18 protein-coding genes, 1 other RNA gene and 1 pseudogene are annotated in these 21,266 nt (G+C 41.9%); 4 read left to right on the top strand and 16 right to left on the bottom strand.

The window, feature by feature from the left end:
- Positions 1-8 precede the first annotated feature (8 nt).
- Positions 9-311 carry an urease subunit gamma gene (locus M1D67_RS10090; protein ID WP_020451534.1) on the bottom strand — a complete coding sequence of 101 codons (303 nt, stop codon included), beginning with the start codon at positions 309-311 and terminating at the stop codon, positions 9-11.
- Between the two features lie 240 nt (positions 312-551).
- On the opposite strand from M1D67_RS10090, the gene M1D67_RS10085 reads away from it, so the two are divergent.
- Complete coding sequence (locus tag M1D67_RS10085; protein ID WP_479831795.1) at positions 552-1,496, top strand: urea transporter; 945 nt, start codon at positions 552-554, stop codon at positions 1,494-1,496.
- Positions 1,497-2,066: 570 nt separating this feature from the next.
- Here M1D67_RS10085 and M1D67_RS10080 read toward each other — a convergent pair.
- From M1D67_RS10080 to M1D67_RS10020, 13 genes and pseudogenes are all read right to left on the bottom strand, one after another.
- On the bottom strand, positions 2,067-2,318 hold the full coding sequence (locus tag M1D67_RS10080; protein WP_020451531.1) for a hypothetical protein: 252 nt from the start codon (positions 2,316-2,318) through the stop codon (positions 2,067-2,069).
- A 792-nt stretch (positions 2,319-3,110) separates the two neighbouring features.
- Positions 3,111-3,383 (bottom strand): barstar family protein, encoded by a 273-nt coding sequence (locus M1D67_RS10075; RefSeq protein WP_106070739.1) that lies wholly within the window; start codon positions 3,381-3,383, stop codon positions 3,111-3,113.
- A gap of 18 nt (positions 3,384-3,401) precedes the next feature.
- Complete coding sequence (locus tag M1D67_RS10070; RefSeq protein WP_149169465.1) at positions 3,402-4,841, bottom strand: pre-toxin TG domain-containing protein; 1,440 nt, start codon at positions 4,839-4,841, stop codon at positions 3,402-3,404.
- 545 nt (positions 4,842-5,386) lie between these two features.
- The gene (locus M1D67_RS10065; RefSeq protein WP_149169464.1) at positions 5,387-6,517 is read right to left on the bottom strand and encodes a Rap family tetratricopeptide repeat protein; all 1,131 of its coding nucleotides are present in this window, start codon (positions 6,515-6,517) and stop codon (positions 5,387-5,389) included.
- Positions 6,518-6,716: 199 nt separating this feature from the next.
- Complete coding sequence (locus M1D67_RS10060; protein WP_149169463.1) at positions 6,717-7,973, bottom strand: MFS transporter; 1,257 nt, start codon at positions 7,971-7,973, stop codon at positions 6,717-6,719.
- A gap of 848 nt (positions 7,974-8,821) precedes the next feature.
- Positions 8,822-9,256: a DUF2243 domain-containing protein gene (locus M1D67_RS10055; RefSeq protein WP_020451523.1), complete on the bottom strand. Its 435-nt coding sequence runs from the start codon at positions 9,254-9,256 to the stop codon at positions 8,822-8,824.
- A 171-nt stretch (positions 9,257-9,427) separates the two neighbouring features.
- Positions 9,428-11,167, bottom strand: a complete 1,740-nt coding sequence (locus M1D67_RS10050; protein ID WP_023857639.1) for a hydantoinase B/oxoprolinase family protein — start codon at positions 11,165-11,167, stop codon at positions 9,428-9,430.
- Positions 11,164-12,642 carry a hydantoinase B/oxoprolinase family protein gene (locus M1D67_RS10045; RefSeq protein WP_479831794.1) on the bottom strand — a complete coding sequence of 493 codons (1,479 nt, stop codon included), beginning with the start codon at positions 12,640-12,642 and terminating at the stop codon, positions 11,164-11,166. The genes M1D67_RS10050 and M1D67_RS10045 overlap by 4 nt, the downstream gene beginning before the upstream one ends.
- Positions 12,639-14,744, bottom strand: a complete 2,106-nt coding sequence (locus tag M1D67_RS10040) for a hydantoinase/oxoprolinase family protein (RefSeq protein ID WP_161517478.1) — start codon at positions 14,742-14,744, stop codon at positions 12,639-12,641. Before M1D67_RS10040 ends, M1D67_RS10045 begins: the two co-directional genes overlap by 4 nt.
- Positions 14,745-14,768: 24 nt before the next feature.
- Positions 14,769-16,118, bottom strand: coding sequence for a cytosine permease (locus M1D67_RS10035; protein ID WP_023857642.1), 1,350 nt, complete (start codon positions 16,116-16,118; stop codon positions 14,769-14,771).
- A 32-nt stretch (positions 16,119-16,150) separates the two neighbouring features.
- Positions 16,151-16,537 (bottom strand): OsmC family protein, encoded by a 387-nt coding sequence (locus tag M1D67_RS10030; RefSeq protein WP_020451518.1) that lies wholly within the window; start codon positions 16,535-16,537, stop codon positions 16,151-16,153.
- Between the two features lie 2 nt (positions 16,538-16,539).
- The gene (locus tag M1D67_RS10025; protein WP_025811499.1) at positions 16,540-17,163 is read right to left on the bottom strand and encodes a TetR/AcrR family transcriptional regulator; all 624 of its coding nucleotides are present in this window, start codon (positions 17,161-17,163) and stop codon (positions 16,540-16,542) included.
- Between the two features lie 298 nt (positions 17,164-17,461).
- Positions 17,462-17,584: pseudogene (locus M1D67_RS10020) on the bottom strand (hypothetical protein); the annotation flags it as partial.
- 441 nt (positions 17,585-18,025) lie between these two features.
- Between M1D67_RS10020 and M1D67_RS10015 the strand changes: the two are divergent.
- Positions 18,026-18,475: a DMT family transporter gene (locus M1D67_RS10015; RefSeq protein WP_023857645.1), complete on the top strand. Its 450-nt coding sequence runs from the start codon at positions 18,026-18,028 to the stop codon at positions 18,473-18,475.
- A gap of 21 nt (positions 18,476-18,496) precedes the next feature.
- Positions 18,497-18,982, top strand: coding sequence for a DMT family transporter (locus tag M1D67_RS10010; RefSeq protein ID WP_079289116.1), 486 nt, complete (start codon positions 18,497-18,499; stop codon positions 18,980-18,982).
- Between the two features lie 147 nt (positions 18,983-19,129).
- Here the strand turns inward: M1D67_RS10010 and ssrS are convergent.
- Positions 19,130-19,313, bottom strand: a non-coding RNA gene (gene ssrS, locus M1D67_RS10005) — 6S RNA.
- Positions 19,314-19,472: 159 nt separating this feature from the next.
- On the opposite strand from ssrS, the gene M1D67_RS10000 reads away from it, so the two are divergent.
- The gene (locus tag M1D67_RS10000) at positions 19,473-20,234 is read left to right on the top strand and encodes an N-acetylmuramoyl-L-alanine amidase (RefSeq protein WP_025811494.1); all 762 of its coding nucleotides are present in this window, start codon (positions 19,473-19,475) and stop codon (positions 20,232-20,234) included.
- A 54-nt stretch (positions 20,235-20,288) separates the two neighbouring features.
- Here M1D67_RS10000 and M1D67_RS09995 read toward each other — a convergent pair whose 3' ends face one another.
- Complete coding sequence (locus M1D67_RS09995; RefSeq protein WP_020451510.1) at positions 20,289-21,263, bottom strand: DMT family transporter; 975 nt, start codon at positions 21,261-21,263, stop codon at positions 20,289-20,291.
- Positions 21,264-21,266: the final 3 nt, after the last annotated feature.

Genomic DNA, 21,266 nt, shown 5'->3' with positions numbered 1-21,266 from the left:
TATCCATTTTATTTAATTGGACTATGTACAGTTACAAGCTTTGTGCCGTCTGGAAATGTAGCTTCTACCTGGATATCATCAATCATTTCCGGAATGCCTTCCATTACATCTTCCCGCGACAATATGGTTGTTCCATATTCCATCAACTCCGCAACTGTTTTTCCATCCCGTGCTCCTTCCAACACTTCATACGTTATCAGGGCTACTGCTTCCGGGTGATTCAATTTTAATCCCCGTTCTTTACGTCGCTTCGCAAGATCTGCTGCGACAACAATCATAAGCTTGTCTACTTCACGCGGTAATAGTTGCATCACAAAACCTCCCTGTATTTTTATTACGACCAAACGGTGAGCATTCATATAAGGGGGAGCAAGTTCATTAACATTCTGAGCTGAAAGCGCAAAAACTAAAAAACTGAAAATATATTTGATTCCCCTGCTTCTGTTTTAAATGTATATCATTTTTTACATATATATCAATTTATATATTCAAAAATTTATATATGATACACTGAAGATATATAACCTTGAAAAGAAAGGAGAATATTCATTATGCGAAAAAACAAACACCATTTATTAAGCGAGGGGGTGTTTTTCCGTTTAATAACAGCTTCTCTCAAAGGCATCTCTCAAGTCATCCTGATTGAGAATATTATGACCGGCTTTCTAATCCTTATAGCCATTACTATTTTTTCCTATTATTTAGGTATAATCGCTTTGTTGTCCGCTATTATCGGTACTTTAGCAGGGAAATTGGGAGCGGCAGATGAAAAGATTATAAATGAGGGTCTATTAGGATATAATTCTGTGTTAACAGGAATGGCATTGGCATCATTCTTAACTGGCCCTTACATGTGGCTTGTCGCTTTAATTGGATCAGCCTTAGCAGCCATTTTTACAGCCGCCATGATGCATTTTACGAAAAGAACCGAAGTTCCAATTCTTACATTCCCCTTTGTTATCCTGACATGGTTTATATTGCTGGCTTCATACAAATTAAATGGGGTTAAATTAAGCTCTGCCCTGATACCTCAGGATTTAACACACTGGGAACTAAAGACAGCAGGGGGAGTCAATTTAGTAGACGGGGTCTTTCATGGAATTGGACAAGTATTTTTTCTGAATAACACAGTATCCGGGATTTTAATTTTTCTAGCCGTATTTTGGGCAGGAAGAAAACTGGGACTTTATGCAGTTATCGGAAATGCAGTTGCCATCATCATTGCATTCCTTTTAGGAGGAGAGCGTTCTCTCATCACATTGGGTCTTTACGGGTATAACGCAATTTTAACGATTCTGGCCGTATCTGCCGTTTTTAAAAGTGAACATAACCGGTTTGCATTTTTATCAGGGATCATTTCAGCTTGTCTGACAGTGCCTATAACAGCAGGCCTCAGCACGTATCTTTTGCCATATGGACTCCCTGCCCTAACAATGCCGTTTGTACTTTGTTCATGGCTGTTTTTAGGTGCAAGAAAGGTTCTGCCAAACTTATAGCATTGCCTATTGATGATGTAAATCAGCCGCTTAGTGGTTACGCAAGAAATAAAAGTCATGGAAGAAACCCATGATGTCTTACTATACGAATCTACTCGCGTTTAGACATTAATAAATGATAACTTGTGAAAAACGATGGTGAGCTAAAAACTTACAGGAATGCCGGGACTTTGATAGGAATGTTCCATTTCATTGACACTCTCACTTCAGAAATATCTGGAATCAATCGATTACCACATGAAACAGACTTATTTTTCAATAATGATGCTATGAGAGCGTCTCCGACATTATTCGCTAGATAAGACCCTTAGGCCAATCAGTCTGAAGGTGTGCTGCGGCCGCTGTTCAGCTCTCCCCTGTAAACTGTGAAAAACTCATATTGGCGCAAGCATATTCTGATGGTGCCGCGGAAAACTGTTCCAGCTTTGTTTTCATTGATCAACGAGAGGGGCATAAATAAAGAGGATTTGGACACAGAGAGGTGAAAGTAACTGATTTGGCTAATGAAAAAAATTCTGTCTCAGGAAGAATAAGAATACAAACGATTGAGACAGAATTTTGTCTTACGGTTTACTTATACACGTAGCAAGTTCCTTGTATAACCGTAACACATGTATATGTTTCATGATAAGATTTACCTTGGCTGTCTCTAAAGAAAACAGTTACAGTATTGTTGCCATTCCATTGGAATTGATAGGCGTCTGGATACTTGTCTCGAATCGGAGTTAAATCCGGCGCAGCACTTGCAGGTAATCCGGATACCAACAGAGCCCCAGCAACTGCAACCGCTCCCGCTACTTTTTTGAGTTTGTTTTTAAACATAAACACATCCCCTTTTCGTTTTGTTTACCTATTAAATGCTTGTCCATTTAATAGACACCTTGAGCTTAACACCAAAAGGATGAAAAAATTGTCAAATGGTGTAGAATTGAAAAATAATTCAAAAATAATACACATTTTCACAATTAGTGAATATAGAGATGTCTCCTTTTTTTCATCTCCTCTTTTTAAATTTTCAATATTTGTGAGGTAATGTCATCTAGATAAATGGTGACATATTGAGTCTTTTACAGGGGGCTTGACAATGATGTGTTATTTTATTGGATCGCACAGGCAACAAAAGTTGAATCACAATTTAATCTAGGTATTTTACAGTGAAAAAAGTTGCGGTGACTGGATTATTAACAAGGCTTATTTAAAAAGCTCAATCACGTTCAAGATGAACGTGCGATAGAAAAGGCATGGATATCTTTTTATTTTAGGACTCCTTTTTATACAACACTCGACTGGGTGGCGCAGTCAAGTCTTTTTTTATTTAACATCATGACCTAATAGTCAGATAATAAATCCATAATAGCAGTACTTTTGTTTAGTTAATCGGCAGTCATTATTATCGATTAATTTTCAGTTCGTGTAGTGCTTTCCATCAATACAATTATTTCTCAACATTATTAAATGGAATACTTTTTGTTATTTCGGCAGATCTTACTCCTGTGGATTCTTTTGATGTTACAAATAAAAAAACCCCTTTAAAGTAGTATACCCATGATCATTCATGTGTTTTTACAGCCTACTTAAAGGGGATATTATCAAATTAAAAAACTTTAAATTTTATTATTCGACCTTTATGATCAAATCACCTAGTTCATCTTGTGCTTCTTTAAATACTTCTAAAACTTCGTCGGCACTATATCCTAAATAGCTTTTGCTTTTCTCAAAATCCCTCCAAATAATGGTTACAGGTCTTTCAATCCATCCCGTAAGACAATCCCACAGCGCATTTAAATTCTCCCCATAATAGTCAGGGAAGTCTAGTCTTTCCTTCAATGTTTTATGTAAACCGTCTAATGTTCTAAATTTATCTCCATCAAGTATAATTTCATCCATTTTTTTATCCACCTTTCTTTATTTTATTTTTTTGAAAGTTTTGTAATGATCAGTTGTTTTATAAATCAATCCATCATTTGAATATAAAATCCTTTCGTTCCCTCTATATCCGGAAGAATAGTTAATGTCTGCTTCACGCCATACCCGATTTTTGGCGGCGGGTAAAGGGTTACCTTTGTTTTTAAAAATGTCTCCGCCAATGCTCTTACCAGGAGCAACTTCAGCTAAATTCCCTTTTTTAGACACCCACCCTAGCTTTTCTGCTTCTGCTTTAGTAATATAGTTTTTAGGTAATTTTCCGTTTTTCTCAATGTAGTTAGCAACTCCGTCAAATGTATTTATTATTTTACTACTTTTAGCACCATTTTCAACAACTTTTGCAGTCTTAGCAGTTTTTTCTGAAATATTTAGCGCTCTCCCTACAAGCTTAGCAGTACCTGATGTAACGACACTTACTCCAGCAAGAGTTCTTTCAAAACCAGAGAGCTCCTGACCGGTAATTAAGTCTTTGCCGGTAATAGCCTCAGCTCCACCTTTTACATTAGATGCTAGTGGAATAAAATCGATTAAAACTGATAAAGCAAGAGCTCCCTCATTTAAAGTCTTCTCATTCTTCTTTAAATTTTTGTTAGCATTATCAACTTTGTTTTGGGCTCTTTTTAACTGTTCCTTTTGTTGTTTTGTTTTCTTAGCCTGATTCTTTGTGATTTTTTTATTTTTGACTTTACTTGATTTTTTATCGTAATCATCTAAAGCTTTATTGCTTTTTTTAATTGCTTTGTTTAGTTTATCAGTTGACTTATTTAATTGGTTCATCCCTTTGTTGGCCTGGTTAATACCCTTAACCATTTGGTTCATGTTAGCATTCGCTTTATTGGTCTCTTTCGTCATGTCTTTCGTTATTTTTATAGAGACATCCAAGGCTTTATTACATTCATCCATCGCCTCGCTAACTTCATTCATGGAATGTATAACATTATCCATCGATTTATTCATTCCATCTACAGCATCATTCATTTGATCTAAGCCTTTGATCATTTGGTTCTCGGCTTCTATCATTTGCTCCATTATTTCATGAATGCCATCGAGCGCTTCCATTGTTTGTTTATAAACCCATAATGCTTTATTTATGGCTGGTATAATTTTAGTTTCTATCTCTTTTATTATTTTTTCTTCTATTTTCTTAATTCTTTTATGTAACGCTTTAAGCTTAACATCTACTACAGCGGCCGCCTTTTTTAACTTTTTGTTTAAAAGGGCTTTTTTTTGCTTATCGAGTGATTCGTATTCTTTTTTTAATAATTTCCAGACCTCTACTTCTTTTTGAATTTTTTTTATTTGAGATTCATTTAACGTAACTCCTGATGCAGCAAATGCCCTTTCTGGCATTGTGAAAGTTGTTGAAATGGCAGTGAATAAAAATGTAATTATAAATAAAACACTTAGTACTTTCTTCAAACAAGCTCTCTCCTTAGTAAAATAAGTTTAATAATCCAATACTATCCTCCTTTATATAAAATCACCAAGGAATTATACAGGTATATAAACTGGAATTCAAGAAAAATAAACCATTTAAACTTTAAAAGTATAATAGAGTTCTTTTTCTACCTTTATTTCTACACTAAAAAAGACCAACAGAAAATTTGGCTGGCCTACATTTCATATAACTTGATTTAACAAGATTTTAAAATGCTGCTGGGAAAAGGCATAGAAACACTTTAAAAAATGTTTTAAACAATATGTTGAACCGACATTAAAGAAACTTTGTGTACTTATAAGTGTTAAAGAAGGAAGTGGGAATGCAATACGCCAAATATTAGTGAGAATAATAACCCTCCCTCTGTATATTGCAAGAAACAGAGAGAGGGTTATCTTAAAACCTTATGATTTAACTTCAAGTTTCAATTCTAATCGCAACATCATAACTGTCATTTTCCGTATGAATATACGAAGAAGCAGCAACTCCTGTGAAACCCAGCAATAAAACTGCACAAATCAATAGTTTAGATTTCATTTAGAAAATCTCCCCTTCGAATTTGTTTTCGTGCTTCAATTGCTTTACGATAAAACTCATTTGCACCCCGAATTTCACCTTGTTCAGTTAAAGTGTCACCTATACACACTCCATACCATTCCATATCAGGATATAACTTTTTTTCTTCGAAAAACCCGAAGGCTTCTCTAACAAGATCCAAATCGGAACCTAAGTAAATTCCTTTAACAATCTTCAATGTCGCCAATGTTTCTGCAATATTGTTTTGCTGAGCTAGCTTTAATGATTTCTCATAGAATTTTTTTGACGACCTCAGATCATTTTGCCTTGCTTTTGTGTAAGCCAAAAGGTATAAAGCTCTTGCCGTAAATTCATCATTTTTCGGTTCAAGAATATCTAGGGATTTTAGATAAAATTCGGATGATTTATCAAATTCTTCAAGGTTAGTATAACATACTCCAATGTTAAACAGTGCTTTTCTGATCAAATAATTTTCGCCAAATTTCTCTGCATCCTCTAGTGCTTGCTTTGCGTGTTTTAAGGCTTCTTCAATATGCATATTGTCTAAACAGTTGCCTGCAATAACAAATTGACAATGTACCCGCCTGTTGCCGTAAGTTGGCTCTTCTTTATAAATGGCGTAAGCACGCTTAGCATAATTCATAGAGAAATATGTTTGTTTCATGTGGTAATATACCTCAGCCATTTTAAAATAGAACTCGGCCTTTTCTGTATTATCCCCTTCAATTGCTTCTATTTCCAACTCAGCTTTTCTGTAATAATTTAATGATAATACAAGTTCTTTTTGTCTGAAGTGGTACATCCCCATAAAAAATTGATAATAATATTCGAGCATTCCGTATAGATCTTGACTGCCTTTTGCTTCCTTCAACTTTTTATAATGCTTATCTATCTTTATTTCGGAGCCCGGATATAGCTCTTCTAACATAAGTTGGTGACGGAATTCCAATAATGAAAAGTATACAAGAGCATCCTGATTTTCTTCCATGACCTTTATTTCTTGTTCAACTTCAGCTTTTGCTTTTTCAGCAGCAGCGCTTCTATTGTTTTTTATGCAGTTATACCAATAGTTCATTTTCGTTGCCACTAGATCATAAGGTATCACACTTTCAGTAGACATTTCCTAAACCCCTTTCATTAAGCTAAAACAAAACCAATTTGATGAATAACAATCTCTGTCCCATTCAGCCTCTCTTTTCTTTAATGAGAAAATCGACACTCTTTTTGCTAAACACAAATAACAGAGCGTTTTTTGTTTATGTATATTTATCTGAATATTAAGAAATATAGGATCGCATAAGTTAAATGCACAAATATAATTAGAGATCCATGGTATCTTCTTTGGCCTTGGATAAATCGGATCGTTGCGATTTCCCAAGTTTTGTGAAGGCCAAAATACCGAGTCCTGCAAGTATCTCGACGACTCCTCCAAAAGCGATGACCTTCCCTGCCCCAAAAACAGTCGCAGCATACCCCGCCGTTAAAGCACCGACAGGAATCATCACATATGAAATCATACTGATGACAGCATATACCTGCGGCTGATCCTCATCATTTACCGAAATTTGAATGATCGTATGTTCCGGAACATTTATTGCACTAATTGTTGCTCCTAAGATAAAAGCTGCTGCAAACACCAATATTAAAAGCGAATTGATACCTGTAATGAAAAAAGCTGTTCCTTCTACAATGCCAGCGGCAACAAACAACAATCCATAACGATTTACTCTCACTCTAGTCAGTATGAAACCCATTAAAAATGCTCCGCCGGTAGTTAGAACTCTCACTATAGAATGAATGATTGCCCCCTGGTTTAAATCTTCCGCTATATAGACTGCTGCAAGTGCTTCCCATGGTGCCGATCCTAAGTTCAAAAACACACAGAAAATCGCTAATGGAAACAAAATATGATGACGTCTTACAAGCGTAAATCCCCTTCTTAACTTCTTCAAATATGGCTCTCGCGATTGAATTGCTCTCGCATTCTCTTCCGCCTCACTCCCACCATATTGAATGAATAAGACCAAAATAGCTGACATTACATAGAGAGGTAATATCAGAAGCATTGTAGGAGCTGCGCCGATCAATACAATTAAAACACCGCATAGTGTAACTGCTCCTAGTTTTATTGCTTGGCCTGCGGATTGTATTGTCGCATTTGCCTTTTGAATAATATCCTCTTTCACAATTTTCGGAATTAAAGAAACAGAAGCAGGATCATATGAGGCTCCCGTTGCGGAATGCAAAAGCATAAGCAATATGATAAACGCCAAAGGAGAAAAACCATTAAAATAGAAAACCGGGATCATCAACATTATGAATGCCCTAGTTAGGTCTGAAAAGAACATCCAAAATTTTAATTTATCCGTTTTCATCAAAGGAGTAATGATTGGCCCCAAAATAGCTTGAGGAAGAAAACTTACAGCTATTAAAAAAGCTGTCCCAATAGCCCCTTTTCCATCTAAAATAAGAAACCACAGGATTGTGTTAAATGCCAAAGAATCGGCCGTTATCTTTATCATCTTAGAGCAAAACAGAAAGGTGAAGTTTTTTTGCCACACAGTATTGCTATTCATTCTTAAAGATCCCCCTTACCACAAATCCCTCATTCTTACAGCAAGTTTGTCTTTAAGGATATCCTATTCCCGGATTATGTCAATGACAATTTGGAATAATTAAGGTAATTTTTATTTAAAGGATTAGGCTACTTATTTTATAACCTTTCCAGTTTTCTCTTCGCAGGGAGCTTAAAATCCGCTTCAAAACACCTAAAAATTTTTATTTGCTTATGAGAGCATCTTTGAATTTTCGTGTTTTCATTTCCAATTATGAATTGATGCTTCATCATGCGAAATAGCCCCTAATCGCAGTTCGCCAATCAGGGGTCTATTCGATCCGATGTTAATGCATTACACTTTTTTAGGTTTATTAATCGCTTTTAAAATAAGGACTGCGCTCATAAATAATATAATATCTTTTATTTCCGCTCTAAATCTTTGCTTTTCACTTCCTTTAATATCTCCCTAAGCAACTGTTGAGTTTCCTCGTTTTGTTTGCGATTTATCTTGTTTTCCTTTACCAATACGATCATGTAATATAAAAATAAAATGATAGCAGAAAGGATAAGCAAATTAGGCAGCAGCACACTTAACATTTTATATGGAAACCTCCTCTTAAAAGATGCCAGTCAAACGATATGAACACCTTTTTTCCATTGAATATGTGAACCCCCCTTTTTGCTTGAAGTGAACAGTTGCACTTTAATAACTTGTTTACATAAAACAACTTCCTCAAGCGCCGCTTACTGATCACGTCAATTTTTAAAATGGAGTTTTTTATTTCTTCAAATTTTGACAAAAACAGGGCAGGTCTTGTTGAAACCTGCGCTTTCCCGAGAAATAATTGTGCGAGTCAAACCAATTTTTCATTTCTGTTTGCCTTTTCTGTAGATCAGCCATCCGGCCAGAATGATCAAAAGGCCTGATGCGTCATAGGCTAGGTCGAATAAGAGGCGGTTCGGGCTTAGCGGGTTGACGTGGTGAATCTGAAGAAGATGATGATTGATGATGCCCTCGAGGAAATTAAACCAGCCCGCTCCTAACAAAGAGGCTCCCCAAAAGATGTGTTGCGGCCGGCTGCTGCTCAAGTCACCTCTGTTCCACAACAGGATCCCGCCGATAAAAAGAATGACGAGCGAAAACAGATGGAACAGTCCGTCGCTCATAATTTGGTGAGAGCGGTCTGTGTCCATGTACACGCTGTGCCATTGAAGCAATTGGTGAAAAACAATGCCATCGATCATGGCGATGATACCCACACCGAACAGAAAAGGTCCCCAAAACGCTTTTTTGTTTTTCATATGATTTGTCCTCCTTTACTTGCTAATCTGTTATGTACCCGCCGGCTTAAAAGATCAAACCGGTTATGTTTACATTCTCTCCCGAAAGCGATTATCCTCTTTTTACCATATGAGTATTTAAAAAGCTGATCCGAAAAGGTGTCTTCATTCCTTTCAGATCAGCTTTTTTATTTATGAAAGGCGGGAAGCCCGCACACGATTTGTTTCCATTTCATTAATGGTAAGTGTCTCAGGGTCAATCACGACACCGTAATCTTGCAATGCTGATTCAATGCTGACAAACTCGTTGAAGACGTCGTCCAGCACCTTTTCGGGTTCACGTTCCAGCGGATTTCCCCAGCCTCCGCCGCCTGCACGGTAAAATTGGATGATGCCGCCCGCAGGCATTTTGACTTCAAAAGCCGTTTCCTCGATCTCTTTGGCTTCGTCTGTTCCATACCCGACGATCACCTTGTTGCTTGGTGCATCGCCAGCTCCGCAGAAGCCTTTTGTTGTATTTCGGACCCCTGCCATCATGACGCTTGTGCGGCTTTCCTTTAAGTGCTGGATCTGAACATCCAACCCGGGGGTGCCTCTCCATCGGCCTGCTCCCGTAAAATCGCTCGTATATTCATGCTTTAATACACGGCTCGGGTATTGAACTTCAGTCATTTCAATAGATGGCAGAATAACTCCTGTCATAACAGGCGGATAAAGCCCCCATCCGTCCGTTTCGTATGCAGCCCCCGCACCGCCGGTATAGCCGTAAAAATTCAGGTTCACCCACGGCTTCCCGTCGTCGTATTTTCCGTGGGAATAAGCGAGAGGAAGCTTATGGGCGTTCACTCCGACGCGTTTTGGCGCACATTGGGAAATGGCCTGGAGAACAGCCTCGGCTATTTCTGCTCCTACGCACGCAGTTGCGTGTCCGCACGGTGCCGGCAGCTGCGGGTTCACAACTGTTCCTACAGGCGCAGTTACTGTTACCGGATTCATATATCCTTCATTGATCGGAATATCCTCATCACAGCAAGTCGAAATACCGACAAAAGCAAATGAAGTCGTATTTGAAAGCGGGCTGTTGATGAAGCCCTTTACTTGCGGAGAGGAGCCGGTAAAGTCAATGTGAAGATCGCTGCCTTTGACGGTCACCGTTGCGCGAACCTTAATATCGCGGTTGCCTTGAAAGTCGTGGTCAGCAAATGTTTCACCGACATAGGTGCCGTCCGGCCAGCTGGTGATTTCATCGCGAACCCTGTTTTCTGTATATTGAATCCGGTTGTCAATGGCCGTAATCACCTTCTCGGCGCCATACTTATCCAGCATCGTTTGGATTCGGGAGGCAGCAACCTTGCATGCCCCGATCATCGCGTTTAAGTCGCCTTCAAGCCAATGGGAAAGCCGGTTGTTTGCAACAATTAAATCGAATACATCCCTGCGCTTTTCTCCCCGCTCATAAATTTTTAATGGCGGAATCCGCAGCCCGTCATGCCAAATGTCTTTTGAGCGCGGATTGTACCCTCCGGCAACCGGTCCTCCATTATCGGCCATATGGCTTCGGACAGCAGGAAGCAGGATTGGCTTGCGATTATAAAAAACCGGCATGACGATTGTCCAGTCAAGGCTGTGCGAGCCTCCATGATACGGATCATTCACCAGGAGAATATCTCCGGGATGAAGATCGTACCGAAAAGCGTCCAATAAATGGTCAACTGCGCCTACTACCGCATAAAGGTGCAGCGTACAGCCCGGGGCTTGCGCGACAAGGCGCGATTTTTTGCCAGAAAGGTCAAAGACGCCCGTCGTAAAATCGTGTGCTTCGTTAAACAATGGTGAACGGGCCGTTCTCGTAACAGTGGCGCTCATTTCCCTGGCAACCGCATCAAGGGAACCGCCGACCACCTGTGATAGAATAAAGTCCTGATTAATCATAGCTGCTCCTCCTTTTGAGAGTACGTAAAGACGAGGAGCTCGCCTTTTTTCACATGTTGGTTTACCGTGCTTTCATAAAAGATTTCGTCACGATCTCCCGTTCTTGACAGAGACCCGTATTCTCCCCTTTCACTAAAAGGCAGAAGAAGGTTGAAATAAATATCGTCCTCCTGGTTAAGCAGAGACACTTTCATTTCCTCCCCATTGTCCGTCCACTCCCGGGAAACCATTTTAAAACCGTGGTAAAGCTCCAATTCCTCTGCAGAGACAAGCATCCGTTGACCAAATAAAGCAGGCGGCCCGAAGCCTTTTGAAGCTGATGGATACCCGGGCGCCAAAACGATTGATTTCGTTTCAGCTTCAGCGCCAAGCTCCGGATAAAAAACGGCCTGCGGACCTGTCCCGTAAATCGGCGGAAATTCTTCATTCGTGCTTTGTCCGTTTTGAATGGCTTTATATACCGCTTCAGCGATGAAATGGCCGGTAATGCTTGGAGCTAATGCTGTCGCTGCAGGAAATTCCGGATCCAAAATCGTACCCAGCCTCGTCTTCGTTTGAAAAGGTTGAAGCGTTCCTTCATTGATCGGTATTTCATCGGCAATTCTCGCCAGGAACGGCCAAACGGCAAACGCCTTCGTTAAAGCGGCAGGCGAATTAACCGGCTTTACGGATTGCGCCGATGATCTGCTCAAATCGATTTCAACCGCATCGTCCTTCTTTAAAATTTGCACATGAATTGTACTCTTGCTTCCTTCGGAAACTTCAAACTCCTGGACAGCGCTCATTTCTGTTTCAGGCAGATAAGAGACATGGTGCTCAACCCTTTTGCGGCTGTATTCAAACATGCTGTCGATCGATTCGGTCACTGTTTTCTGGCCGTAGCTGCCAAGAAACGTTTTCAATTGCTGTTTGGCGCCATGCAAACATGTATACATGGCTTCCAAATCCGCTTTAAAAGAAGCGGGCACCCGGCTGTTTGATAATAAGAAACGAAGAATATCGGTCTGCAGAACGCCTTGCTTATAAAGCTTAACAGGTGTAATTCTGATATTTTCCTGCCATACTTCAAATGCATCGGGATGGAATCCGCCCGGATACTCGCCGGCCAAATCGATCATCTGAGCGCGGACAGCAGGGAAGAGTACGAGCTCCCCTTCAAGAAATAACGGCGCCGCCATGGTGAGCGACTGTCCTTTCGTTCCGCCGCTGTATGGATCTGCGACGAGCAACACATCTCCATCTGCGATATCAAATGAAAAATAGTCGAACAGATTTTCCACGCTTTCTTTTAATGCGAACAAATGTTCAGGTTCATATTGATGTTGAACCGCGATTTTCAGCTCATTCGTAAAAATCGCTGTAGCAAATGCCCGGTCTTGCGAAAGCAAAGAGGAACGGGAGATTCGCTGCAAATTATCCCCGATTTCTCTGCCGATCGATTGCAGCTTGCTATAAAGAATTTGAGCTTGGATCATGCATTTCCACCTCTAGTCGCCTGCTGAGAGTGCTTTACTTCAATGACACAGTTGCGGTAAGAATCGATTAGAGCCTCATGTCCCGGATAAACAACAATGGTCGTACCCCATTGCTCAATGATGGCCGGACCGACAATCAAGTTGCCCGGCTCAAGCATTGATCCGTTGAAAATAGGCGTCCTCGTCGGTTCGATGTCAAAATACATATCGCGTTCACCTGTTTTCGCTTTTGAAGGGTCCTCCTGCTCAAACGGCTCCTCTTTAAGCTTTAACGGCTCTCTGACGCCAACCAGGTCAAGGCGGAGATTTAAAATTTCAATGTCGTGCTCGGGATCTTTATGGGCAAACATTCTTTCATGAAGGTCATGGAAATCTGCCGCCGTTGCTTCAAGATTCAATTCTGTAATCCTCCGCGTCCTCGATTTTACCGGTACGGTTACTTCATGGACTTCCCCGGCGTAGCGCATATCGATAAAGCGGCGGGTTTCATATTGATTGGTGACCGACTGGCCTCCAAGTTTTTCGCGGGCCGTCTGTTCCATCTTTTCAAAATCGGCATTCATCGCTTGCAGGTCAACGTTTTTCAGACTTTCAAAGCGCGTCCTGAGCTCCGTTACTTTAAGGTTTGCTGCCACATCGCCGAGCGCACAGAAGACCGGGGCAAGGGACGGAACAATAACGGTTTTAATGCCGAGGTCTTCCGCCTGCTTGCCTGCATGGATGGCTCCGGCGCCGCCGACAGCCATTAGGGCGAAATTCCTTGGATCATGACCCCGTTGTGTCGTCACAAAGTGGACTGCATTTGACATATCGCTATTGACGATTTGTGAGATTGCAAGAGCGGCTTCCACTGTCGATATTCCGAGCGGTTCGGCAATTCGTGTGCGGATCGCCTTTTCAGCCAGTGAACGGTCAAGCTTCATTTCTCCGCCTAGAAAGTTATCTGGGTTAATATAGCCTAAGAAAACATTCACGTCCGTAACTGTCGGTTCTTCTCCGCCTCTTCCGTAGCAGGCCGGCCCCGGATTGGAGCCTGCGCTTCGCGGGCCGACTTGTAAAGCTCCGCCGCTGTCAATCCAGGCGATGCTTCCGCCGCCGGAGCCGATCGTGTGAATATCCATCATCGGCAAGGCAACCCGGTATCTGCTGATCCAGTTCTCAGTCGTGATCGCCGGATTTAACTTTTCGATAACCGAGACATCGTAGCTTGTTCCACCCATGTCTACGGTAATGACGTTCTCGTAGCCCGATTTTTCTCCGATAAAGGAAGCAGCCGTCACTCCTCCGGCTGGACCTGAGAGAAGGCCTCCTGCGGCAAATTTTCCGCTTTGAATGACATTTTGGACCCCGCCGTTAGATTGCATGACAAACAGTTCTCCGGCAAATCCGTCTTCGCGAAGCCGTTCGTCAAGATGGTTCAAGTAGCTTTGCATGGAAGGGCCGGTAAACGCGTTGACAATGGTCGTGCTCACCCGTTCAAATTCCCGAATCTGCGGCAGCACTTCATACGATAACGATACAAACATGCCGGGAGCTTCCTCTTGAATAATCTCTTTAACGCGGACTTCGTGCGATGGATTCATGAAGCTGAACAGAAAGCATACAGCAATCGCCTCGATCCCCTCTTGGATAAACCCTCGGACTGCCCGGCGGACGGCTTCTTCATCAAGCTCAGTTACGACATTTCCTGTATGATCCAGTCGTTCAGGAATCCCCACACGATATCTTCTTGGGACAATTTGATAAGGTGCTTCCAAGCGCGGAGAAAACACGCTTTCTTTGTACGCGCGGCGGAATTCGATTTCGTCCCGAAAGCCTTCCGTTGTGAGAAGCCCCACCTTTGCTCCGTTATATTCCAGCAAAGCGTTAGTGGCAACTGTTGTTCCATGGACCACTAATGGACTATTGGCTAACAGGTCCTTTACGTCTATTCCGATGATTTCAGCCATTTTTTTAATTCCGTTCATGACACCATCAGACTGATCAGGGGTTGAAGGCGTCTTCGTCGAAACCATTTTCCCTCCCTTGTTGACAGCCACTAAATCTGTAAACGTCCCGCCGACATCAATTCCAAATACCCATTGGTTTTTTTCATTCATCATTGAAAACCTTTCCTCCTTATCCGCTTAAAAACCAGACGATTCCTCTGTCGCTTCTCCGATTTCGTAACGGAGATTTAATTTTGTGAAAATAAATGTAAAAACGATATAAATCAAAAATGCAAGTACAGTAGAGTTAATCGGTCCGATGCCGAATGTTACCTTTGAAGCGGTAAAACCCCCGATGATCACCGAAAGAATCGCCGCAACATTCAGCTTCGAATAAGTTGTTCCAGCCCCGAATCGATATTGTTTTTTCTTGATGACAGGTGCTGTGATCCAATGATCTGCGATCATCACGCCTGCGATCGGCGGAACATACAAACCTAAAAATGTTAAGAATGGCACAAACATATTCTGGACACCTAATAATGCAATCATGATGCCGATCACGCCCATGATCGCCACAAGTGCTTTCTTAGGAATATTCACAACATTGCGAAGCCCCAGAGATCCGGTATACAAATTGTTATCATTCGTCGTCCACTGTGCAAAAACGATGATGAAAAATGCCAAAAATCCAAGTCCGAGCTTGCTCATCGCGGCAGGAATATTCGGTGTTGACCCGATATCCGGAACATTCGCAGCAATGGCCATTGCCGCTCCTGCAACAAGACAGAAAACACCTCCAAGGAAATAACCGACAGACGCACCTATTCCTCCTGAAACCGCTCCTTTTGCATATCTCGTCACATCAGGAAAAACAACCGCACCCAATGCAGCATTTCCAACTACGATTGTAATTCCGCCAAATATCGTCATAGGGTCCCCTGTCGGATGAAACGTCAGCAAGTTATGCCAGCTTCCAGAATAATTGACAGCACTCACAATGCCCCATATAGAAAAGATGACGACTAAAGGTACAGCGATAAAGCTTAAAGCGGCAAGTCCGCGATATCCTATAAAAGCGGTAAGGATCATTAAAATACCGCCCCAAACGATGGCGACTTCAGGCTTCGCAAGCCAAACACCCGGAAACATTTCAGAAATGGTCGTGCCGAAAAAAGCAACCTGCCAGCCAAACCAGCCGATTCCCAGCGTCAGCGCCAAGACGATTCCAAAAAGGCCCGATCCGTAGCGTCCAAAAGCCTGACGGGCAAGAACGGTTGTCGATATTCCGTATTTTGCACCCATTACACCTTGAAAAAAGCCATAGACCGCAAGAATCAGCATACCTAAGACGGCAGCCAAAACGGCGTGCGCAAAATTCAATCCCTGGATCAGCGCTCCTCCAGTCACAATCGTCGACAATGAGATAATCCAGGCACAGCTTGTAATCGTAATGTTAAAAATCGATTTTCTCTTATTTTCAGGCACTGATGTAACAGCAAAATCATCAGCATTTGTATAGGAAGGTTTTTTACTGTTGTTTTCCATTTTCATGCTCCTTCGTTTCATCATGTAGGTTGTTACACCATATTCGTATCAATCGTTACCCCTCGTTTTAACGTATTGCCGATTGTACATGCCCTTTCAGCAGAGGTGATTAATTTCTTTTTATAGTCGGTCGGAAGATGCTCGGGCAATTTGACGCTAACCGTACATTTTTCAACACGAGACGGGCCATCGGGCGCTTTAGCGGCGGAAACAGAAACTGAAAATTCATCCTCCTGCACTTCTATGCCGTCCCTTTCAAACATCCTTTGCAAAGAAATGGTGATACACATCCCTAATGAAGCTTCCAACAGCTCAATCGGCGAAAGGCCGTCTGAATTCGGAGTGAAAGACCCCTTGGCCTGCATACCGGCTTCATGAAAAATCCCAAACTCTCCATTTGTTTTTTGGATAATAGACAAATTTAATTCCTCCTTTGGCCAATCAGCCCGAAAAATTCAAAATGAACCAATTCTTCAGTCATTTCATCAACTGAAAACTTAGGGACATAATTCAGATCATGCTTTGGTCCAAACAGCCATTTTGATAGTGTGCCCAACACAAGACTTGTTAACATGGTGGCCTGCAGATCAGTATTATGGGAGGAATTTAGCATGCCAAGCTCTGTAGCCCTTTGGATGTTCTTTTTAAATGCTTGTTCAACACTGATCAGCGCCTCTTCGATTGCCTCCCTGATTTCCGGATCGGCGCCTTGTCCCTTGACTAATAAAAACGTCATTAAGTTTCGGTTCTCCTGTGCAAACGTAAAAATTCTTTTCATAAGGGCTGTCGTGGATTGGATCATATCATCTGTAAGAGCAAACGTCTGCCTGTAGCCTTGATGAATGGCTGCAAGAAGGTTTTCTTTCCCCTTGTCTATGATTTCCTTGGCGATTTCTTCTTTGCTTTTGAAGTGCCAGTAAAAAGTTCCCTGTGCAACGCCAGCCTGTTTTACGATGTCTGATATTTTTGTCGCATGATATCCTTTCGTAGCAAAAATCTCAAGCGCGATATGTAGCAATTCCTCTCTTGTATCCGTATTTCCCAAGTGTTTTCCTCCTTACCCTGAATCTCGATTGACAAGTCAGTCAGTTTTAGGGCCGTTATTCCTATTGGATTTGTAAGAATAATCTTATACAATGTTCTTTTCCTAGTCAAGTTGATAACCTTTCCATTTTTCGCGCAATTACAAAATATGAGCAAAGCAAAACCTCTATTTCATTCTTTCATCCCTCTCACGGCCACTGGATCAAACGGCTTTTGGTTTATTTTTTCAAGAGATTTACAGTTTCATCGACTAATTCTAATAACGTTTTTTTATGATGTGATGATGAAACTTTTTGACAATCTAATTCCCGCAGCCTGGAATAAATGTCTTTCCGCTCATTTTGGAGTTCGCGTATGGCTTGTATCTCGGCATTGTTCAGTTGTTCCAGTCTTAATCGGAGCGCCTCTCTTTCGTTGAACACGTTCCCACCCCCTAACAAAATATTACTTGTAGTTTATAGGACTTTTTTCAGTTTAACAATTCTTCTTTCATGAAAATTTGCTTGTACGATTTGGATGAGCTGAATTTTGCCGGGATTCCAACTTACTTTTTATGGAGAGATTTTACGGCTTTGAACACGAGGAACCGGACTTACAAAAACCAAAGAGAACTCAGCCGGAGTCCTCTTTGGTTTTTTTATCGCTACATCACCTTATTGAATCTCAAAATCTTCTTGAAACATGATTTTCAAAAAAGAAAAACATGATATAGATACAAAGCTGCAAATTTTGAATTCTTTTCATCAATCAGCACTTGCATCATGAACTCCTTTTCGCCAAAATACAAAGTGTCCCTCAAAAACAGCAAGACTTTCAGCTTTGAAATAATCGTCCAATTACCGCAAAAAGGAGTTTTTAAAAATATGATCATTTTAATACTTATAGCCGGGATTTTGGCCGGAATGGCCATTCCTGTTCAAACCTCAATTAATTCACGGCTAGGCATGAAGATCGGGTCTCCTTACGGGGCGGCGGCCATATCTTTTTTTGCCGGTACGCTTATCCTGGTCATTGTCGCCTTAGTGACAGAGCGCCATTTTTTGTCTATCATCGGACTTCTCCCTTCCATCCCCTTGTGGATCCTCATTGGAGGCGGATGTTTAGGCGTTTTTTATTTAACTTCAAATATTTTGTTGCTTCCGCGTCTTGGATCAGCACTGACAGTTGTCGTCACTTTGCTTGGGCAGATGGTGATGGCTCTGGCCATCGATCACTTCGGATGGTTTCATATTCCCGTTCATGAATTAAACTTTCCTAGAATCATCGGCATTTTGTTCATCATCTCCGGGGTTTTCATTATCAAAAAATATTAATAGCAAGGGAGTTCATCACCGATGAAAAACAACACTATGAACGTTTTTCTTTACATGATGCTCGGGCTTTTTGCCGGAATGGCATCACCGATTCAAACATCTATTAATTCAGAGCTGAGAAATGCTCTCCAATCACCTTTTATCGCTTCACTTATTTCGTTTTTGGTTGGAATGGTCATTCTTCTCTTTCTTACGGCGATCATTGAACATCGGCGGTTATTTCATTTAAACAATTTACATACAGCAAAAACCTTTATCACGGGCAGCCCTTGGTGGCTCTGGACTGGCGGAATACTTGGCGTCATCTTTATCACATCCAATATTTTGCTTTTGCCGATTGTCGGAGCGTCACTTACTGTTGTTTTGGCTTTAAGCGGCCAAATGATCATCGCCCTCATCATCGATCATTTTGGCTGGTTCGGAACCCCCAAACACCGCTTAAATGTGCAGCGCATGCTGGGAATTGTCCTGATGATCACGGGAATTATCATCATTCAGCATTTTTGATGCCAGTCATTTTTGCACCTTCTACCTTTAAAATGAATAAAAGGGCGGTGTCCGCCCTTTATTTACAGCAATTTAGTTTACATAAAACATTTACAGTAAACCAATTTTAAGCAAATAAAAAAAGCCATTTTATTCAAATGACTTAAGTGAAGTGCTGCAATTGCCGTATGCAAGTAAGAAAGTTTTAAACCACACTCCTCAAAGTGGGTGTCTGCAGAAACGTTCCTGTCGTCCTTTCGAGGAAGGCATGACATTCCGGTTCCGATATAAAACTCCCTATTACAGCTTAAAGGTTAAAACTTAATTATCATTACGTACAATGCAGCGTAATTGAATTATATGATAAAAACATTAAAAATGCAACCTCTTGCCTGAAGAGAATATGACGCTCTATAATAAGTTGAATATTTACAAAATTCTGCAATATTGTGGCGTTCGTACAACCCTTCATGTCCATTTGTTCATAGACTGTCTATTGAGGTGATGTCTTGTGGTAAAAATTTTTATCGATCCCGGCCATGGCGGGTCTGATACAGGTGCTTCAGCTAATGGTTTGCAAGAAAAACAGTTAACATTGCAAACCGCCTTGGCTTTAAGAAACATGCTGCTGAATGAATATCAAAATGTTTCAGTCCTGTTGAGCAGGACAAGCGACCAAACCGTCAGTCTGACGCAACGCACGAACGCCGCGAACAGCTGGGGAGCGGACTACTTTCTATCGATTCACATGAATGCCGGGGGCGGGACAGGTTTCGAGGATTACATTTATCCCGGCGTCGGCGCACCTACCACCACCTATCGGGATATCATGCATGAAGAGATTTTAAAAGTTGTCGATTTCAGGGATCGCGGCAAGAAAACGGCCAATTTTCATGTTCTTAGAGAAACAGCCATGCCCGCACTCCTTACGGAAAATGGCTTTGTAGACAATACAAACGACGCCGAGAAACTGAAGTCTTCCGCGTTTATTCAATCCATTGCCAGAGGCCACGCCAACGGACTCGCAAGGGCATTTAACCTTTCCAAAAACGCAGCAGCTCTCTATAAAGTGCAGATCGGCGCTTTCAGGACCAAAGCCAATGCCGATTCGCTTGCCGCTCAAGCGGAAGCGAAAGGGTTTGATGCCCTTGTGATTTACAGGGACAGCCTTTACAAAGTGCAAATTGGCGCTTTTTCTTCCAAAGAAAATGCCGAAGCGCTCGTTCAGCAAGCCAAAAACGCCGGATTTGACGCTTTCATTTACCAGGAATAGGGACAATCATCAAGAAAAGCCCGCGATCTGTCTCGTATAGATCGCAGGCTTTTTTTATGCTTTTGCAGCTTTACTTTGAATCGCCGGCTTTTGCGTTTGATTCGATGCATGGCTGTTCAACACCATTCCGATAATCACAAGTGCCATGCCGCTCCATGAGATGGCACCAGGAAGCGGACTTGAAAGAAGCAAAATTTCACCAGCGGCAGCAAACAGCACTTCAAACGATTGTGTGGCCTCGACAGCCCCTAATTTTCGCATATCCCCTTTTACAAGATCGGTTGCGGCAAAGAACAGCACAGTTGCGCATATTCCGGAAAAGACAGCCACCAAACCTGACTGAATGACTTGTCCCCGGCTGGGCGCACCCGCCGATGCCAGCCCGTACAGTGAGAGGATCAGCCAAAACGGAAGGCTTGCCAACGTCATCCCCAATACCCGCTGATAAGCATCAAGGCGCCCGGCGCATGCTTCCATCATTTTTCTGTTCCCAAGCGGATATGCAAATGAAGCCAACATAACCGGCACGACGCACAGCAGCATCTCATGCAAAGAAAGCTGTGCCGCATGCTCAGCCTGCATCAGCGCCACCCCGATTAAAATGATCAACGACATCGCCAGCCCTTTATAGGGAATTTTGCCCCTCATCTGTACGGGACCTGTTTTTGTTTGGATGGTTTCGTAAAAAAGCGGCGCCAAAAGGGAGCCGGAAATAATCGTGATTTGCCATGTTCCTGCAATCAGCCAGCCCGGCCCGTAAGCCGCCGCAAAACAGAGCGGCGCATAAAAGAGGCCGAAGCCGACGATGCTCCATCTCAGCCAAATGCCCGGTGCTTTTTTGATTTCCTGAAAAAGTTCTTTTACGTTCCCCCTCAGCCAAACAATGACAAATAAAAGAGGCGCCATAAAGATAAATCTTAGCGATGCGCTCCAGATCCAGCTTCCCCCTTCAAGCTCCATCGCCCTGTTTAAAACGAATGTAAAAGCAAAAAAGAAGGCTGCAAAAACGCCCAGTATAATCGGCCTCACAAT

This window comes from Bacillus sp. PK6-025 (genome assembly GCF_056530265.1).
The sequence above is the reverse complement of the archived record's forward strand: the minus strand, read 5'-3'. Positions and strand labels throughout refer to the sequence as shown.

Excerpts from the sequence above, each read along its gene's own strand:
- M1D67_RS10090 (WP_020451534.1), bottom strand. The coding sequence starts at position 311 with ATGCAACTATTACCGCGTGAAGTAGACAAGCTTATGATTGTTGTCGCA.
- M1D67_RS10085 (WP_479831795.1), top strand. The coding sequence starts at position 552 with ATGCGAAAAAACAAACACCATTTATTAAGCGAGGGGGTGTTTTTCCGT.
- M1D67_RS10080 (WP_020451531.1), bottom strand. The coding sequence starts at position 2,318 with ATGTTTAAAAACAAACTCAAAAAAGTAGCGGGAGCGGTTGCAGTTGCT.
- M1D67_RS10075 (WP_106070739.1), bottom strand. The coding sequence starts at position 3,383 with ATGGATGAAATTATACTTGATGGAGATAAATTTAGAACATTAGACGGT.
- M1D67_RS10065 (WP_149169464.1), bottom strand. The coding sequence starts at position 6,517 with ATGTCTACTGAAAGTGTGATACCTTATGATCTAGTGGCAACGAAAATG.
- M1D67_RS10060 (WP_149169463.1), bottom strand. The coding sequence starts at position 7,973 with ATGAATAGCAATACTGTGTGGCAAAAAAACTTCACCTTTCTGTTTTGC.
- M1D67_RS10055 (WP_020451523.1), bottom strand. The coding sequence starts at position 9,256 with ATGAAAAACAAAAAAGCGTTTTGGGGACCTTTTCTGTTCGGTGTGGGT.
- M1D67_RS10050 (WP_023857639.1), bottom strand. The coding sequence starts at position 11,167 with ATGATTAATCAGGACTTTATTCTATCACAGGTGGTCGGCGGTTCCCTT.
- M1D67_RS10045 (WP_479831794.1), bottom strand. The coding sequence starts at position 12,642 with ATGATCCAAGCTCAAATTCTTTATAGCAAGCTGCAATCGATCGGCAGA.
- M1D67_RS10040 (WP_161517478.1), bottom strand. The coding sequence starts at position 14,744 with ATGATGAATGAAAAAAACCAATGGGTATTTGGAATTGATGTCGGCGGG.
- M1D67_RS10035 (WP_023857642.1), bottom strand. The coding sequence starts at position 16,118 with ATGGAAAACAACAGTAAAAAACCTTCCTATACAAATGCTGATGATTTT.
- M1D67_RS10015 (WP_023857645.1), top strand. The coding sequence starts at position 18,026 with ATGATCATTTTAATACTTATAGCCGGGATTTTGGCCGGAATGGCCATT.
- M1D67_RS10010 (WP_079289116.1), top strand. The coding sequence starts at position 18,497 with ATGAAAAACAACACTATGAACGTTTTTCTTTACATGATGCTCGGGCTT.